Source organism: Amaricoccus tamworthensis, from assembly GCF_049800875.1.
Classification (GTDB): domain Bacteria; phylum Pseudomonadota; class Alphaproteobacteria; order Rhodobacterales; family Rhodobacteraceae; genus Amaricoccus; species Amaricoccus tamworthensis.
Window position 1 is genome coordinate 732,378 of record NZ_JBNAFV010000001.1, and the last position, 15,433, is coordinate 747,810.

The window sequence follows — 15,433 nt, forward strand, 5'->3', positions numbered from 1 at the left end:
CCCTACTCGGCTCACTAAATTCACGTCATGCGTGACAGGAAGGCTCAGAAGGTCGAGCTGTTTTATATGTCAAAACGAACTCGACATGTCCGAGCGCTTCGGACCTGGTCCGCTCGCCCCGACCCAAAGCGACGATACTGCCGTAAATTTCGTCGCCCACCTCTTCGAGCGTTGCGCCTCCCCGCAGGATGCGCCCGGCATTGACATCCATGTCATCAGCCATCCGGTCATGGGTTTCGGGATTGGCGCAGACCTTGATCACTGGCGAGATGGCCGACCCCACAACCGAACCGCGCCCGGTGACGAATATGACGGCATGTGCGCCGCAGGCAATCAGCTCAATGATCTCGGCAGTATCGTTGATGTTCGGAAACCCAAATTTCGGTTCTCCATCCGGGACCACATCCAACAGATAGAGCCCCTTACCTGGCGGCCGCTGCGCCGGTCTGACAATGCCGGATATCGGGCTGGAGCCGGACTTGGCATAGGCACCCAGCGACTTCTCCTCGATGGTCGACAGCCCACCAAGCGCATTGCCATTGGAAAAAGAGCCGTAGCCCATCTTCGCATAATACCGCGCCGCCTTTTCTACGGTAGCGATGATTGCGGGCCGCAGTGCCGGGTCGCTGACCCGGTCGGCCATGACGTGTTCGCAGCCGATCAACTCACCCGTTTCCTCGAACATGCAGGTCGCGCCCTCGGCCACGAGCCTGTCAAACGCGCGGCCTGCTGCCGGGTTTCCCGTCAGACCGGAGGTAGCATCGGACCCACCGCAGATCGTGCCGATGACAAGCTCCGACACATCCATCGGGACCTTCGGTGCGGCGCGGAGGGTATCCACGTGATCCTCCACCCACGCACGGCCCTCCTCAAGGGCGGCAAGCGTGCCACCGATTGCCTGTATGATAATGAGGTTCACGGGGCGCCCCGAGGCGCGTATAACGTCTTCCAACTGCTGTTTGCGGAAGTTTTCGCACCCCAGCGACACCAACTGAACCGCCCCCACGTTTGGATGGGTGCAGAGCGCCTCCATCATCTCCTGGCCGTAATCCGACGGAAAACAGCCGGAGAACCCGATCACCTGCACGTCGCTCTCGTCAAAGGGCTTTGCGATTTTGGAGCAGACGTGATGCGCGCATTCCACCAGATAGGCCACAAGTACGACGTTGCGGATGCCCTTGCGCCCGTCGGCGCGGAGCCAACCGGTCATAGCAGTCATGCGTTCGTCCCCTCAATATCCTCAATGACAGTATACCGGCTGGTCAGGTTGTGCAGATGCACGTGATCCCCGGCAGAAATGGCACTGGATGCGAAGCCAATGGGTGCGCCATATTTCAGGACGTCACAGCCTTCCGCTATGTCCACCAAAGCCAGCTTGTGACCCAGGCTCATAACCCGCGGCACCGTTATGGACCGACCGCCTACGTCTATTATCTCGCCCTGAGCCAGCGGGCGGATCGCTACAACGATGTTGTCGGACGGATGCAGGTGCAGCAGACCGTACACCTCCCCCGCGGATTGAACTGTCATGATTATCTCCCCATCCTAATGTGTTAAATGCACAAAAAACCTTTGACAACCGAGGAATTTGTTCTTTAAGCATTTAAAACAAACAACGATACCCGCGAAACCCGGGTACAGCACATGGGGAGGACGACCCGAAATGGCGGCACAGCCGGTATTGGAGGCGCGTGGGATATCGAAACATTACGGGGGCATTGTTGCGCTCGAAAATGTGGACCTGACGCTTGAGGAAGGTGAGATTCTAGCGGTTGTCGGCGACAATGGCGCGGGAAAGTCCACCCTGATCAAGGCGCTCACCGGTGCCATTCCCCGCACCAGCGGATCCATTCGGTTTGATGGCAAAGAGGCCCATATTGAAACCCCCACGGATGCCAAGGCCGCGGGTATCGAGACGGTTTACCAGGACCTCGCGCTCGTAAATGAGATCCCCATCACCCAGAACGTCTTTCTGGGCCGGGAGATTGTGCGGGATGACTGGCTGGGACGTTATTTTGGCGTGCTGGACTTTAAAAAGATGGACCGCGAAATCCGCGATCTGTTCGCCAAACTGGATATCCGCATCACTGACATCTATCGGGATGCACAGGCCTTTTCCGGTGGACAGCGTCAGGCGGTGGCTCTTTCCAAAACCGTGATGTTTGGCAAACGGGTTGCCATTCTCGACGAGCCAACCGCAGCACTCGGCGTGCGTGAGAGCCAGATGGCGATGGATCTTGTCCGTTCGCTCAAGGATCACGGGCTGTCGGTCATCATGATCACCCACAACATGCAGCACGTGCTGAACTACTGCGACCGTGTGATGGTTCTCCGCCTCGGGAAACTTACCGCCGTGCGCAAGGTCAGCGACGTGGACGGCGACACTCTTGTCGGCCTGATCACCGGCACGATTGAAGGAGACGTCAGGGATGAGTGACATGCAAAACAGTTCCACCGCGGTGTCAAATCCCGGCGCGACGTCCCGGACATTTGAGCGGATCACACATGAGTTCATGCCTATCTGGCAGGTCATTGCGGCGCTGGTGCTGATATACCTCGTATTTTTCGTGCTCTCCCCGCCCTTCCGCAGTTTTGACACGATGCTGTCAATCTTCGGTCAGGCGTCCATACTTGCGGTGCTGGCCTGTGGCACCACGGTCGTATTGATCTCGGGCGGACTGGATCTCTCCGTTGGTTCAATCTTTGCCGTGGTTGGGGTTTCCGTCGGCATCCTGCTGTCCGAGGCTGATCTGCCCGTCTGGCTTGCCGTGCTTGGTGGGCTCGGGATCGGTGCGGGTCTTGGTGCACTCAACGGCATTGTGCAGGTGGCCACCGGGGTGCCCGCGTTTATCGTCACGCTCGGTGGGCTGACGGCCTACAAGGGACTTGCGGAAATTCTGGCCAGCGGGCGGGATCTCTCGCGGTTTCCCGATGCCTTTCAGGTCATTGGTTCCGGCTACATCGTACCAATGGCGATCATGTTCGCTGCCGCTATCCTGACCGGCCTCTTCCTGACCAAAACGCGCCTCGGTATCCGGGCTTTTGCAATCGGTGGCAACGAGGACGTGGCACGTCTCGCCGGTGTCCCGGTCAAACGCAGCCGGATTTACTACTACATGGTCGGCGGTGCTCTCGCGGCCCTGGCGGCCATCATGGAGGTCGCGAAGCTGAACTTCGCGATGCCGGCGCGCGGTCAGAGCTATGAGCTGTTTGCCATCGCTGCGGTCGTGATTGGTGGCACCAGCCTGTTTGGTGGGCGCGGCGGTGTGGGCAAAACCCTGATCGGGATGCTCATTATGCAGACCATCACGGTCGGCCTGTCCTACATGGGTGTGGGCACCTCCTATCAGCGCATAGCGATCGGAATAATCATTATTGTCGCCGTCTACTGGGACGTCTGGCGCAGATCCACGCGGTAATTCCGCCGCGAAGGACAAGCCCTGTCAAAGGGCACAAATCCAAGGGAGACTTTGAAAATGACACTCACAAAAATTAAAACCATGCTGACGGCGACGGCCATGACGCTGGCCGCGACTACCGCAAGCTTCGCGCAGGATCTGCAAATCGCCTATACAGGCTTTTCCACGGATAACACGTTTTGGATCGGCGTGGCGGAAGCGGCTGCGGCGGAGGCAGAACGTCAGGGGGTTGAGTTCATCGACATGACCGCCTCCTCCCCGGACTCGGCCGCACAAAAGGACGCCGTTGACCGGGCGGTGGATATGGGCGTTGACGGCATCATAATCGGCTCCGTCGACAACCGTGCCTTTGACGCCTCGCTCGATGCGGCAGCGGAAAAGGGGATCCCGGTGGTGGCCGTGGATACCGGCATCGATCATGAGCACGTGTCGAGCCTCGTTCAGACCGACAACCTGGCGGCTGCGGGCATCGCCGGTGAGTTCATTGTCGAACAGATTGATGAGGGCAAAGTCCTCATTCTCGGCGGCTCGGCCGGGCATCAGACCGGCAACGCCCGCCGCGACGGGGTTCTCAATGCAGCCGAGCAAGCCGGGCATGAGGTGATTTTCCAGATTTGCGACTGGCAGGACGCCTGCGCTTTCGAGACCACGACAAATTTCCTTCAGTCCGATCCGGAAATTAAGGCGATCTTCTCCGCCTGGGATCCGGGTGCGCTTGCTGCGGTTTCCGCGGCCAAGGCTCTTGGAAAGCTCGATGACCTCGTCATTGTCGGCTTCGACGGCAACCCCGCCAACCTCGTTGCAATCGCGGAGGGCGAGCAGACCGCCACGATCAAGCAGGACAACACCCGCATGGGAATTGAATCCGTCCAGAACCTCGTGAACATCATCAATGGCGAGGACGCACCCGCCATGGTTCCGATCGACGGCATTCTCATCACGTCCGAAAACGTGGCTGAGTTCCAGTAACCAGCCGATGCTCCGGCCAATCATCTGGTGGGCGCGCCTCTGCGCCCACCTCCCCGCCCCGAGGAAAGCCCAGAAATGAAATCACTCGTCATTGACAAGATCGGTCACACAGCCTTTTGCGACGTCCCTACCCCGGAACCCGGGTCGGGTGAGGTTTTGGTCAGCGTTCACCACGTCGGCCTTTGCGGCAGCGATCTGAGCACGTTCAATGGCGCGAACCCGCTGGTGGAACTACCCCGCATTCCCGGACATGAGATCGGCGGCGTTATTCTTGAGACCGGGCCGAATGTGCCCGGTCATCTTTCACCCGGTTCCCGCGTCGTCGTGGTGCCATACACCACCTGCGGCACCTGCCCTGCTTGTCGGCGCGGTCGGGCAAATGCCTGCCAGTTCAACCAAACGCTGGGCGTGCAGCGCGATGGCGGGCTGTGCGACCGTATTGTCCTGCCAGCGGACCGGCTGATCGTGAATGACACCCTGCCTGTCCACCACCTTGCCCTTGTGGAGCCCCTTTCGGTCGGATTTCATGCGGTGTCCCGTGGCCAGGTGAGTTCCGATGATACGGTCCTGGTGCTTGGTGGCGGAATGATCGGTGTTGGCGCAATACTTGGTGCACAGGCCCGTGGCGCGCGGGTCATTGTCAGCGAAATCTCAACTGCCAAAACAGAAACCCTCCGCAAACTGGGGGCCGAGGCGATCATCAATCCGCTTGAGACGGAGCTGGAAAAAGCGGTGGCAGAATTGACGGATGGTCGCGGTGCCGACGTGATCATTGAGGCCGCCGGTGTCGCGCAGACCTTCCGTCTTGCCGTGGACCTGGCCCCTTTCACCGGCCGGATCGTCTATATCGGATATGCCAAGGGCGAGGTTGCTTACGAAACCCGTTTCTTCAACCTCAAGGAACTTGATATCCGGGGGTCCCGCAACGCCGTCCGCGAGGATTTCGACGCCGTCATTGATTTTCTGGAAAAGCACCCGGACATGGCCGATCCACTGATCTCAAAGATGTTTCCGTGGGAAGAGGCCACCTCCGCACTCGACTACTGGGTCGCGCACCGGGACGAGACCTTCAAGATCATTATTGACTTTGGAAAGGACACCTGAATGTCTCCCGACCTTTTGTCGAAAATCTATGGGCTGTCAGGACAGACCGCCCTCGTCACCGGCGGCGGAACCGGCCTCGGAAAAGCCATCGCGAAATGCCTCGCGGAAAGCGGAGCCGAGGTCATCATTGCGGGACGGCGCGCGGACGTTTTGGAAGCTGCCGCCGCGGAGATCGGCCATGGCTGCGCGACCACCGTCATGGACATCACTGACCTGCCCGCGATCGCCAGTGTGGAGGCCGACATTGCTGACAAATTCGGACCCATCGACATTTTGGTCAACAATGCCGGCAACACGCTGAAAAAACCTTTTGAGGACTCCGACATGGCGGATTTTGATCAGGTTTTCGACGTGCATGTCCGTGGCGCGCTGGAGCTGACCCGCCATGTCATCAAACGCATGCTGACGGAGGAGCGACCGGGGTCGATTTCCTTTATTTCGTCGATGACCGCCTATATCGGCCAGCCCATGGTTCATGGCTACACCATCTCAAAAACCGCCATAAACGGGGTTGTGCGCGGCCTGTCCGCGGAATTTGCAGCGCGCGGCATCCGGGTCAATGGCGTGGCGCCAGGCTGGATCGACACGGATCTCTACCGCAAGGCAACGAAGGGTGATGTTCCGCGTCAGCAGAAAATCCTGAACCGCATTCCGATGCAAAAACTTGGCGAGCCCGAGGACATCGGCTGGGCCTGCGCGTTTCTGTCGTCGCCCGCGGCAAAGTACATCAACGGCCAGGTCATCCTCGTTGATGGCGGTGGCGCAACAGGATTTTGAGATATGGATGAAACGGACCTGTTCAAACGTATTCGCGAGGAACTCTTCACTGCCGTGATCGGCGACGTGCTCGACGTTATGGGGCACCGGCTGCAGTTTCTTCCGCCGGGTGTTGTCCCCCTCCAGCCGGAGATCCGTATCGTCGGACGGGCCATGCCGGTTCACGAGGTGGCATGGCCGGAAGGCACGGGTGACGGGCCGCTGACCAATCAGCCGTTCGGCATCATGTTTCAGGCGCTGGATGATTTGAAGCGCAACGAAATCTATGTCGCATCAGGTTCATCCCTGAATTTCGCTCTGTGGGGCGGTCTGATGTCAACGCGGGCCCGGCACCTGAATGCGGCGGGGGCCATTCTCGATGGCTTTGTTCGTGACACCGCCGAGATCCGGGAGCTTGGCTTCCCGGTCTTCTCCCGGGGCGTCTACGCGCAGGACCAGGGAGTGCGCGGCAAGGTGGTCGATTTCCGTACGCCCATTACGATTGGCGATGTCCGGATCAACGACGGCGACCTGATCGTGGCCGATGATGAGGGCGTGCTGGTCATTCCACGCGAGGCGGAGGAGGAGGCCATTACCGCCGCTTTCAAAAAAGCGGCAACGGAGAACAAAGTAGCCGAAGCCATCCGCAATGGAATGAGCAGTCAGGAAGCGTTCGCGACCTTCGGCGTCATGTGATCCGGGCGGAATACCCGCCCGGTAGCACCAGGAAACACCCCATGTCCCGCGACAACAGCACATTCAAGGAAAGCTACAACCAGGTGCTGGACGTTGTTCGCGATACGGGTATTTCGGAAACACTCCCGACCGAGAACTCTCTGTCCGAAAGCCTTGGGGTAAGCCGAACAACCGTAAGGGCCATTCTCACCGGTCTTGACGACGCCGGAATCATCCGGTGGGAAGGCCGTCAAAAACAGGTGCTGCGCTGGCCGACCCAAGCGGATTACTACGGCAAGTCAGAGACGGCTTCCGCGACGGAAAAGGTTTCAACGCAGTTCATGGAATACGTTCTGAACAGCGATCTTGCCCCTGGGACCGCGCTCCACGAGTCGGACCTTAAAAAGAAGTTTGATGTCAGCTCCTCGGTCGTCCGGGAATTTCTCATCAGGTTTTCCCGCTTTGGCCTGATCACCAAGGAACGCAACCGATCCTGGGTTCTGCGTGGATTCACGCGCGATTTCGCCGAGGAACTTTTTGAGGTTCGGGAAATGTTTGAACTCCGGGCCTTTCGGAACCTGCTGCGACAGGGGAATGAGTCGCCCGCGCAAAACGCATTAACCGCACTTGCCCCCCAGCATGAAAGTATTTTGGCCAATATTGACCGGGATTACCTTGCCTTTCCCCGGCTCGACGAACGTTTCCACCGGACACTGATCGAGACCTGTGACAACCGGTTCATGACCGATTTTTTTGAGGTTGTCGCGATGGTCTTTCACTACCACTACAGCTGGAACCGGATTGACGAAAAAGAGCGCAACCTGGCCGCAACGCTCGAACACCTGGCGGTCATTCGTGCGCTTGAGGCCGGCGACGGCGAACTGGCGGAGGAAGCCTTTCGTGGCCACCTCCGCAATGCGAAAAAGACCATGACCGCTTCCGCGCTTTGGGACTGACCATCACGCGGATCTGTCGACTTTTCTAACGTCCCATCCAGCCGCCATCGACCACGAGGATTTCGCCATTAACATAGTCGGACGCGGATGAGGCCAGGAACACGGCCGGACCGGCAAAGTCTTCAGGCCTGCCCCATCGCCCGGCCGGGATCCGTTCCAGGATGGATTTCGACCGGTCAGGATCCTCCCGCAATGCCTGGGTGTTGTCCGTGGCGATGTAACCGGGTGCGATCGCGTTAACGTTGACACCCTTTCCGGCCCACTCATTTGCCAGGGCCTTGGTCAGTTGCCCGATACCCCCTTTTGAAGCGGCGTATCCCGGCACGGTGATGCCGCCCTGAAACGTCAGCAGCGACGCGGTGAAGATGATCTTTCCGCGCCCCCTCTCAACCATGCCGCGGCCGATCTCGCGTGAGAGAATGAACTGTGCGGAGAGGTTGACCTCAATGACCTCGTCCCACCAGTCCTCCGGATGTTCGGCAGCCGGCTTGCGTTTGATTGTGCCCGCATTGTTGATGAGAATATCCGGGGCGACACCATCGGCTTCCAGTTGGGCCGCAAAGTTTTTTACCGCTTCACGATCCGAGAAGTCGCACTGATAAGGGGTGAACGTACGCCCCAGTGCGGTCACGGCCTGCTCCACCTCCGAGTTCGGTTCAAGTGTGACACTGACCCCGACGATATCGGCACCGGCCTGTGCGAGCGCTTCGGCCATTCCCCGGCCAATACCCCGTTTAGCCCCCGTCACGACCGCGGTTTGACCTGTCAGATCGAAAGACTGGAGGACGTTCATGCCGGTTCCCCGACCTTGATCAGGCTTTTGAGCGCGGTGGGACTGGCATCCAGTGCCTCGAAAGCGGCCTGAATATTCCCAAGCGGGCTGACATCCGTGATGACGGTCTCCGCATCAATCGCGCCGTTGGCGACGAGGGCTATGGCTTTTTCATAATCCTCGGGCTCGTACACGCGCGCGCCGATCAGCTTCAGCTCGCGCCAGAAGAACTGGAACATGTCCACTGTCGGTTTAGTCGCGTGGATTGCCACCATGCAGATGCGCCCCCGTGTAGCGGCTACGGCGGTCATTGCGTCAACACCTGGCTGCGTGCCCGAGACCTCAAACACGACATCCGCACCCTTCCCACCGGTGCGCCCATCGATTTCCGCCTTCAGATCCTGTTCCATCGGGTTGACCGTGTCGAAGCCCAGCGCCTTCGCAATTTTCAGACGGTGCGGGTTTACCTCGGAAATCACAACCTTGCCGCCCGTATCGAGCGCAACCATCGCCACGAGAATACCGATCGGACCGCCTCCGATGACGACGACATCCTCACCTTCGGCAAGCTCCGACATGCGAACATCGTGACAGGCAACCGCCACCGGTTCGATCAGGGCGGCATGGTCGAGACGGAGGCCTTCGGGCAACGCGTGCAGTGTAAAGGCAGGCACGTTCCAAAGTTCCTGAAATGCGCCGTCGGTATCCAGGCCAATGAATTTCAGGTTGTGGCTGATATGGTGATAACCTGCCTCGGTCGCCGGATTGGGAGCACCGGGATCAAGAGGACGAACCACGACGGCGTCGCCCTCTGACCAGCCTTCGACACCTTCACCAACGGCGGCGACCTTGCCGGACATTTCGTGACCGAGAATGCGCTCAAAACCGACCCGTGCATCCATATTGCCGTGGTAGGCATGCAGGTCCGTACCGCAGATGCCGCAATAGGCCACCCTGATCTGCACTTCGCCTGCAGCAGGTGGACGGACCTCCGTCTCTTTGACCTCAAACGTTTTGTTTCCGCGATAATATGCGGCGGTGATGGTGCTCATCCGTGCATTCCCTCATGTGCTGTTTTCAGTTTGTCCCAGTCGAATTCGACGCCAACCCCGGGCGTATCCGGCGCGACCGCCATGTGATCCTCGATCACCAGTGGGCGCCGCGTGTATTCATCGATTGGGAAGGAATGGACCTCGATCCAACCCGGGTTGCTCTGTGCGGACACAAGACTGACATGCAGCTCCTGCATCCCATGACTGCAGACCGGAATACCGTGTTTATGGCTCAGTTCCGCGACCTGAAGCCAACCAGTGATGCCGCCGCAGTTGCTTGCATCCGGCTGGACGAAAGCAAGGCGGGAGTCGGCGAACGCGTATTCGAACTCGTGGATCGTGTGCAGGTTCTCACCCATCGCCAGAGGCACGCCGGTCGCCTGTGCTATGCGACCATATCCCCGGTAATCATCCGGAATTGTGGGCTCCTCGAACCAGGTAATGTCAAACTCCTGGAACGCCTTCGCCGCCTCAATCGCCCCGTCGACGCTCATGGAGTAGTTGGCATCGACCATAAAAGCGATATCCGGTCCGATCAGATCTCGGACCGCCCGGGCGCGTTCAACGTCTTCCGCAAGCGTGGGCTGTCCCACCTTGATTTTCACGCCATTGAACCCACGCGCTAAATATCCCCGAACATTGTCGAGCAGCTTGGGCAGGGTGAAGTTCAGGTCAATGCCGCCGGCATAGGCCCGGCATCTGGATGAGGCGCCCCCTGCCATTTTCCAAAGCGGCTGGCCGGTGCGTTTTCCGCGCAGGTCCCAAAGCGCAATGTCCACGGCGGAAATGGCAAAGGACGCGATCCCTCCCCTTGCCACGTAATGAACATGCCACTGCATGGCGTCGTAGAGCGCCTCGACATCCTCGGTATCGCGCCCCGTCAGAAACGGGGCCAGATCATGTTCGATCATTGCCACCACAGCGCGCCCCCCGCGCCCACCGGTATAGGTGTACCCCGTGCCTTCGCTCCCGTCCTCCAGCGTGACGGTTGCGGTGATCAGTTCGAAATGGGTGTGGTCACCGTGCTTTGCATCGCTCAGAACCTCGGCGAGCGGCACGTCAAACAGTCGCACCTCGACATTTGTAATCCGTGTCATTGGGTTACTCCCTTGGCCCGGCTGGCCAGTTGACTTTGCAGCAGGATCACGACGAACAGGAAACCGCCCCTTATCACCATCTGCCAATAGGCACTCAGGCTGATCACGCCCCGGCCGTTTTCGAAATTAAGAATGTTAAATACCAGACCAAGCAGCAGTGCGCCCGCCACCGTCGCGCCGACGGTTCCCATGCCACCGGTCAGCAGCGTGCCACCGACGACGACCGAGGCAATCGCGGACAGTTCCCAGCCGACCCCTTCAAGGGGCTGACCCGCGCCGAAACCGGAGGCCAGGAATACGCCAGCCAGGCCGCCGCAACCGCCGCTCAGGGCATACACAAATACCTTCGCGCGGTTGACGTTCAGTCCCATCATTGTGGATGCGTCCTCTCCGCCGCCAACGGCAAGAACCGTTCGGCCGAGCGACGTGCGTTCAAGAACAACCCACAGGGCGATGACAACGAAGGCCGTGATCACGATGGTCCAGGGCAATAGGCCAAACGCATTCTCCATGCCCAGTTTTGTGAAGTTCGACGTCCAGTCGATGGAAATCGTCTGTGCGCCGGAAATCACGAGTGCGCCGCCCTTCGCCCCCAGCATTGTCGCGAGGGTTGCTATGAAAGGCGGAATGCGCATGGCCACGACAAAAATCGCGTTGAGACAGCCAATCGCAAGCCCCGCCAGAACCGCTCCGGGCAATGCCACCTCAATGCCAAAGGGTGACAGATAGGCCGCAATCACGGATGTGAATGCCGCAACCGAACCGACCGAGAGGTCAATGCCACCGGTCAGAATTACAAAACACATGCCAACGGAAATCACGATGAACATCGCGTTGTAGTTCAGGAATGACGAGATGTTGTAGGCGCTTCCGAAGTTCTCATAGCGCAGCAATCCGAAAAGGATCATCGCGACGAGAGCCACCCAGACGCCGAAGGAATGGCCGCCGCCCTGAAGAAACCGGCGCAAATCGAATGAGTTGGTATCAAGCATGGCTTACTCCTTGCGCGCCTGCTGCAGATAGACGGCGGCAATGATGATCCCGGCCTTGGCGATGAGCGCGACCTCATCGGCGATACCGTTTGCCAGCAGGGTGTATTTGACCAGCTGGATGATCACCGCGCCGAGGATGGCGCCAAAAATTGGCGCCCGTCCGCCCTGAAGCAGGGTTCCACCGACAAACGCGGCCGCAATGGCGTCGAGTTCCATCAGATTGCCGATACGGGCCGCGTCCGAGGCCGAGTTGATCGCGACAACAATAAGCCCGGCGAGGCCCGACAGTCCTGCACAGATGACGTAAGCGCCGATCTTGACCCGGTGAACCGGGATACCGGACAGACGCGCAGCGCGTTCATTGCCGCCCACAGCCAACAGCTGACGGCCAAAAATGGAGCGCGTCACGACCCAGTAGAGGATGAGCGCAATGAGCAGAACCAGCCACCCCTGAAACGGAAGACCGAGCACGCGCCCGGTTCCCAGGTAGCTGAAGGACGGGTTGGTGAAGGTCTGGAGGTTTCCGTTGGTCAAAACCTGCGCCAGACCGCGACCGGAAATAAAGAAAATCAACGTCGCGACGATGGGCTGAACATTCAGAAAACTGACCAGCACACCATTGAATATCCCGCAGCACAGGGCCACGAATACGGGCACGACAATTGACGCGGTCAGCCCAAGTGTCGGATTGGCCGCAGCAAAGTCCGACAGGAAAATCAGCGGCGCGAGGGCCCCGGACAGGGCCATGATCGCCCCCACACTGAGGTCGATACCGCCCGTCGCAATTACCAGTGTCATGCCCATGGCCACAATGGCGATTGTTGCGACCTGGCTGATGTTCACAAACAGTGTCTGTGCCTGAAGAAAATTCGGCGTCACCAGCAGATTGAACAGCAGGATTACCGCAAGCGCCAGCAACGCGCCGTGGCGCGACGGATCGAACCGTTCGCGCATTATTGCAACCGTTGCGCTCACGCGACGCTCCTCTCATGATGGTGTGCAATAGCGTTGATCAACGCGCCCTCGGTGATGCCGGGGTTTTGCAACTCGCTCACGGAGCGGCCTTCCTGCAGCACCACGATCCTGTCGGCACCCTCCACAAGTTCCTCAAACTCGGAACTGATGAGCAGGACAGCCAGACCATCAGCGACCTGTTTGTGGATGATCGACTGGATCTCGAATTTTGCGCCAACATCGACACCACGCGTCGGCTCATCGAGGATCAGTATCTCCGGTTCAAGCGCAAGCCAGCGGGCCAGCAGAACCTTCTGCTGATTGCCGCCTGAGAGTTCCCGAATGGGCTGTTCCATTCCGGAGGTCTTGATTTGCAGCGCGTCGATGTAATGCGCGACAAGCTCGCGCTCCCTCTCCCGGTCGACCGCACCCATCCGCTTCAGTCGTGGCAGCATGGCGAGAGTGATGTTCTCGCGTACGGACATGTGGGGAATGATCCCGTCGGCTTTCCGGTCCTCGGTCAGAAAACCCATACCCAGCGCGATGGCCTGCGCCGGTGTGTCGAGCGCGGCACCCGAATGGTGACGCACCCGCCCCTCGCTGACCGCGTCGAGGCCGAATACGGCACGGGCTGCTTCGGTCCGGCCTGAACCGAGCAGTCCACCAAGCCCGACGATCTCGCGTTTGCGGATGTTGAACGAAGTCCCGCGCAGACCGGTTTTGCTACGCAGCCCTTCGGCCTCAAGCAGAACCTCACCCGGATTGCCGTGCCCTCCGGACAAAGCAGTCAGGCCAGCAGCCTGAATTTCACTGGCATCGCGGCCCAGCATTTCAGAGACCAGCCCCAGCTTGGTGGTTTCCGCAACCACATGTGTCGCCACGGTTTGGCCGTCCCGCATGATCGTGACGCGGTCGCAGATTTGATAGAGTTCATCGAGGAAGTGGGAAATGTAGAGCACCGCAACGCCGGAATCCCGAAGGTTTCTGACCACTGAAAACAGCGTTTCGATCTCCTGATCGTCCAAGGAAGACGTGGCTTCGTCCATGATGACCAGTTTCGCGTCGAGCGAAACCGCCCGGGCGATGGCGACAAGCTGTTGGATGGCGGTGGAATAGCTGCCCAGCTGACGGGTAACATCCACATCGACCCCAAACCGGGCGAGGATCTCGCGCGTCCGGGCGTGGGCGGCCTTCCAGTCGATCAGCCCAAATCGAGTGCGCGGCTCGTATCCCATGACAACATTTTCCGTCACGCTGCGCAGGGGAACGAGGCTCAACTCCTGGTAGATTGTCGCGATGCCGGCATCCTGCGCCTCGCGGGGAGTGCTGACCGCCAACGGCTTTCCGTCTTTCCGGACGTCACCCGCGTCACGCCGATACACACCGGTCAGGATTTTGATTAGCGTGGATTTGCCCGCACCATTCTGTCCGATGATCGCGTGGACCTCTCCCGGCCGGATCGCGAGGCTTGCGTCCTTAAGGGCGATGATCCCGGCAAAGGACTTCCCGATGCCCGTCATCTGGATGAAGTCAGTCATGTGGTATCCGATCGTGAGGTGTGCCGGAAGATGCGCCGCGCACCCTCCGGCCGGAAGCCTCAGTAGGCTTCGTCGATGTGGTCAGCGGCATTTTCCTGGGTGAAAATGCGGTCCTCGACCTGTACCCAGCCGGGAATTTCCTCACCGGCGGCATATTTGTTCATCACCTCACAGGCGAGCGGACCAAAGAACGGCGAGCTGTCGACCGTGACGCCCATCTTGCCGTCGATAATGGCCTGAAGCGCGTCCCGCGTGCCGTCGATTGACACAATCGTCACGTCCTCGCCCGGCTTGCGACCGGCAAGTTCAAGCGCCTGGATGGCACCAATCGCCATCTCGTCATTGTGGGCGTAAACGACGTTCACGTCAGGATGCGCCTGCAGCAGGGTCTCCATGACCTGACGGCCAAGATCGCGGGCGAAATCGCCGGTCTGGCTGGCCACGATTTCGAAGCGATCATCCTCGGCAATACGGTCGTCGAAGCCTTTCTTGCGGTCATTGGCCGGCGACGATCCCGTAGTGCCCTCAAGCTCAACGATTACGCCTTTTTCGCCCTCGAAATTCTCGATCAGCCATTCCGCCGCGCGTTTGCCCTGATCAATGAAATCAGACCCCAGGAAGGCGACAAAATGTTCGCCCGCTTTGGCGACATTCGGATCAACCGAACGGTCGACCAGGAAGGTGGGGATACCGGCGGCCTTGGCTTTCATCACGGCCGGGATGAGCGGCTTCTCCTCACGCGGGGGCAGGAACAGGACATCGATGCCCTGCGCAATCATGGAATCCACGTCCGCCACCTGCTTTGCGGCCGAACCGGCTGCATCCGTGGCGATCAGATCCCAGTTGCAGGATTCCGCGGTGTCATGGAACGACTTGGTCTCGGCAATGCGCCAGGGGTTGTTGGATTCCATCTGGGCGAAGCCGACCTTGTAGCGGTCTTTCTGGGCCAGTGGTGGCGTGTCCGCCACAGCGATGCCCGCGCTGAGCGCGACCAGTCCTGACAGGGCGGTGCCCAGTACGAAACGTCTTCTCATGTATTTCCCTCCCAAGGTGCGCGGCCTTTCTTCACCGACCGCAGGGACCGGGCGGGGCCCGGCTGGTGTAAGGGCCCGCCTGAGCGGAAACCCGTTTAAACATCCTTAGTCACAC

16 protein-coding genes are annotated in these 15,433 nt (G+C 59.5%); 7 read left to right on the plus strand and 9 right to left on the minus strand.

Features of this window, described 5'->3' with window-relative positions; all coding sequences use genetic code 11:
- Positions 1–25 precede the first annotated feature (25 nt).
- On the minus strand, positions 26–1,219 hold the full coding sequence (locus ACP15P_RS03515) for a UxaA family hydrolase (RefSeq protein WP_424927110.1): 1,194 nt from the start codon (positions 1,217–1,219) through the stop codon (positions 26–28).
- Positions 1,216–1,530: a UxaA family hydrolase gene (locus tag ACP15P_RS03520; protein ID WP_424927111.1), complete on the minus strand. Its 315-nt coding sequence runs from the start codon at positions 1,528–1,530 to the stop codon at positions 1,216–1,218. The genes ACP15P_RS03515 and ACP15P_RS03520 overlap by 4 nt, the downstream gene beginning before the upstream one ends.
- 133 nt (positions 1,531–1,663) lie before the next feature.
- On the opposite strand from ACP15P_RS03520, the gene ACP15P_RS03525 reads away from it, so the two are divergent.
- The 7 genes from ACP15P_RS03525 (at position 1,664) to ACP15P_RS03555 (ending at position 7,879) form a co-directional block, all read left to right on the plus strand.
- Positions 1,664–2,437: an ATP-binding cassette domain-containing protein gene (locus tag ACP15P_RS03525; RefSeq protein WP_424927112.1), complete on the plus strand. Its 774-nt coding sequence runs from the start codon at positions 1,664–1,666 to the stop codon at positions 2,435–2,437.
- Positions 2,430–3,419, plus strand: coding sequence for an ABC transporter permease (locus tag ACP15P_RS03530; protein WP_424927113.1), 990 nt, complete (start codon positions 2,430–2,432; stop codon positions 3,417–3,419). The genes ACP15P_RS03525 and ACP15P_RS03530 overlap by 8 nt, the downstream gene beginning before the upstream one ends.
- A 57-nt stretch (positions 3,420–3,476) precedes the next feature.
- Positions 3,477–4,388, plus strand: coding sequence for a sugar ABC transporter substrate-binding protein (locus tag ACP15P_RS03535; protein WP_424927114.1), 912 nt, complete (start codon positions 3,477–3,479; stop codon positions 4,386–4,388).
- A 75-nt stretch (positions 4,389–4,463) separates the two neighbouring features.
- Positions 4,464–5,492, plus strand: coding sequence for a zinc-binding alcohol dehydrogenase family protein (locus ACP15P_RS03540; RefSeq protein WP_424927115.1), 1,029 nt, complete (start codon positions 4,464–4,466; stop codon positions 5,490–5,492).
- Positions 5,493–6,269 carry an SDR family NAD(P)-dependent oxidoreductase gene (locus tag ACP15P_RS03545; RefSeq protein WP_424927116.1) on the plus strand — a complete coding sequence of 259 codons (777 nt, stop codon included), beginning with the start codon at positions 5,493–5,495 and terminating at the stop codon, positions 6,267–6,269.
- Between the two features lie 3 nt (positions 6,270–6,272).
- A complete protein-coding gene (locus ACP15P_RS03550) occupies positions 6,273–6,944 on the plus strand; it encodes an RraA family protein (protein WP_424927117.1) in 672 nt (223 codons plus the stop codon).
- A gap of 41 nt (positions 6,945–6,985) precedes the next feature.
- Positions 6,986–7,879 carry a GntR family transcriptional regulator gene (locus ACP15P_RS03555; protein WP_424927118.1) on the plus strand — a complete coding sequence of 298 codons (894 nt, stop codon included), beginning with the start codon at positions 6,986–6,988 and terminating at the stop codon, positions 7,877–7,879.
- A 25-nt stretch (positions 7,880–7,904) separates the two neighbouring features.
- Here ACP15P_RS03555 and ACP15P_RS03560 read toward each other — a convergent pair whose 3' ends face one another.
- From ACP15P_RS03560 to ACP15P_RS03590, 7 genes are read right to left on the minus strand one after another with little or no spacing between them, the layout of a single operon-like run.
- The gene (locus ACP15P_RS03560; protein WP_424927119.1) at positions 7,905–8,672 is read right to left on the minus strand and encodes an SDR family oxidoreductase; all 768 of its coding nucleotides are present in this window, start codon (positions 8,670–8,672) and stop codon (positions 7,905–7,907) included.
- Positions 8,669–9,703 carry a zinc-dependent alcohol dehydrogenase gene (locus ACP15P_RS03565; protein WP_424927120.1) on the minus strand — a complete coding sequence of 345 codons (1,035 nt, stop codon included), beginning with the start codon at positions 9,701–9,703 and terminating at the stop codon, positions 8,669–8,671. Before ACP15P_RS03565 ends, ACP15P_RS03560 begins: the two co-directional genes overlap by 4 nt.
- Positions 9,700–10,800: a mandelate racemase/muconate lactonizing enzyme family protein gene (locus ACP15P_RS03570; protein ID WP_424927121.1), complete on the minus strand. Its 1,101-nt coding sequence runs from the start codon at positions 10,798–10,800 to the stop codon at positions 9,700–9,702. The genes ACP15P_RS03565 and ACP15P_RS03570 overlap by 4 nt, the downstream gene beginning before the upstream one ends.
- Positions 10,797–11,792: an ABC transporter permease gene (locus ACP15P_RS03575; protein WP_424927122.1), complete on the minus strand. Its 996-nt coding sequence runs from the start codon at positions 11,790–11,792 to the stop codon at positions 10,797–10,799. The genes ACP15P_RS03570 and ACP15P_RS03575 overlap by 4 nt, the downstream gene beginning before the upstream one ends.
- A 3-nt stretch (positions 11,793–11,795) precedes the next feature.
- Positions 11,796–12,767, minus strand: coding sequence for an ABC transporter permease (locus ACP15P_RS03580; RefSeq protein WP_424927123.1), 972 nt, complete (start codon positions 12,765–12,767; stop codon positions 11,796–11,798).
- Entirely contained in the window at positions 12,764–14,284 is a 1,521-nt protein-coding gene (locus ACP15P_RS03585; RefSeq protein WP_424927124.1) for a sugar ABC transporter ATP-binding protein, read from the minus strand. The genes ACP15P_RS03580 and ACP15P_RS03585 overlap by 4 nt, the downstream gene beginning before the upstream one ends.
- A 59-nt stretch (positions 14,285–14,343) precedes the next feature.
- Complete coding sequence (locus tag ACP15P_RS03590) at positions 14,344–15,318, minus strand: ABC transporter substrate-binding protein (protein ID WP_424927125.1); 975 nt, start codon at positions 15,316–15,318, stop codon at positions 14,344–14,346.
- Between the last annotated feature and the right edge of the window lie 115 nt (positions 15,319–15,433).

What these genes read in the sequence shown, in the direction of transcription:
- ACP15P_RS03560 (WP_424927119.1), bottom strand. Translation starts at nt 8,672, where the DNA reads ATGAACGTCCTCCAGTCTTTCGATCTGACAGGTCAAACCGCGGTCGTG.
- ACP15P_RS03575 (WP_424927122.1), bottom strand. Translation starts at nt 11,792, where the DNA reads ATGCTTGATACCAACTCATTCGATTTGCGCCGGTTTCTTCAGGGCGGC.
- ACP15P_RS03520 (WP_424927111.1), bottom strand. Translation starts at nt 1,530, where the DNA reads ATGACAGTTCAATCCGCGGGGGAGGTGTACGGTCTGCTGCACCTGCAT.
- ACP15P_RS03550 (WP_424927117.1), top strand. Translation starts at nt 6,273, where the DNA reads ATGGATGAAACGGACCTGTTCAAACGTATTCGCGAGGAACTCTTCACT.
- ACP15P_RS03565 (WP_424927120.1), bottom strand. Translation starts at nt 9,703, where the DNA reads ATGAGCACCATCACCGCCGCATATTATCGCGGAAACAAAACGTTTGAG.
- ACP15P_RS03525 (WP_424927112.1), top strand. Translation starts at nt 1,664, where the DNA reads ATGGCGGCACAGCCGGTATTGGAGGCGCGTGGGATATCGAAACATTAC.
- ACP15P_RS03555 (WP_424927118.1), top strand. Translation starts at nt 6,986, where the DNA reads ATGTCCCGCGACAACAGCACATTCAAGGAAAGCTACAACCAGGTGCTG.
- ACP15P_RS03530 (WP_424927113.1), top strand. Translation starts at nt 2,430, where the DNA reads ATGAGTGACATGCAAAACAGTTCCACCGCGGTGTCAAATCCCGGCGCG.
- ACP15P_RS03585 (WP_424927124.1), bottom strand. Translation starts at nt 14,284, where the DNA reads ATGACTGACTTCATCCAGATGACGGGCATCGGGAAGTCCTTTGCCGGG.
- ACP15P_RS03515 (WP_424927110.1), bottom strand. Translation starts at nt 1,219, where the DNA reads ATGACTGCTATGACCGGTTGGCTCCGCGCCGACGGGCGCAAGGGCATC.
- ACP15P_RS03590 (WP_424927125.1), bottom strand. Translation starts at nt 15,318, where the DNA reads ATGAGAAGACGTTTCGTACTGGGCACCGCCCTGTCAGGACTGGTCGCG.
- ACP15P_RS03545 (WP_424927116.1), top strand. Translation starts at nt 5,493, where the DNA reads ATGTCTCCCGACCTTTTGTCGAAAATCTATGGGCTGTCAGGACAGACC.
- ACP15P_RS03570 (WP_424927121.1), bottom strand. Translation starts at nt 10,800, where the DNA reads ATGACACGGATTACAAATGTCGAGGTGCGACTGTTTGACGTGCCGCTC.
- ACP15P_RS03540 (WP_424927115.1), top strand. Translation starts at nt 4,464, where the DNA reads ATGAAATCACTCGTCATTGACAAGATCGGTCACACAGCCTTTTGCGAC.
- ACP15P_RS03535 (WP_424927114.1), top strand. Translation starts at nt 3,477, where the DNA reads ATGACACTCACAAAAATTAAAACCATGCTGACGGCGACGGCCATGACG.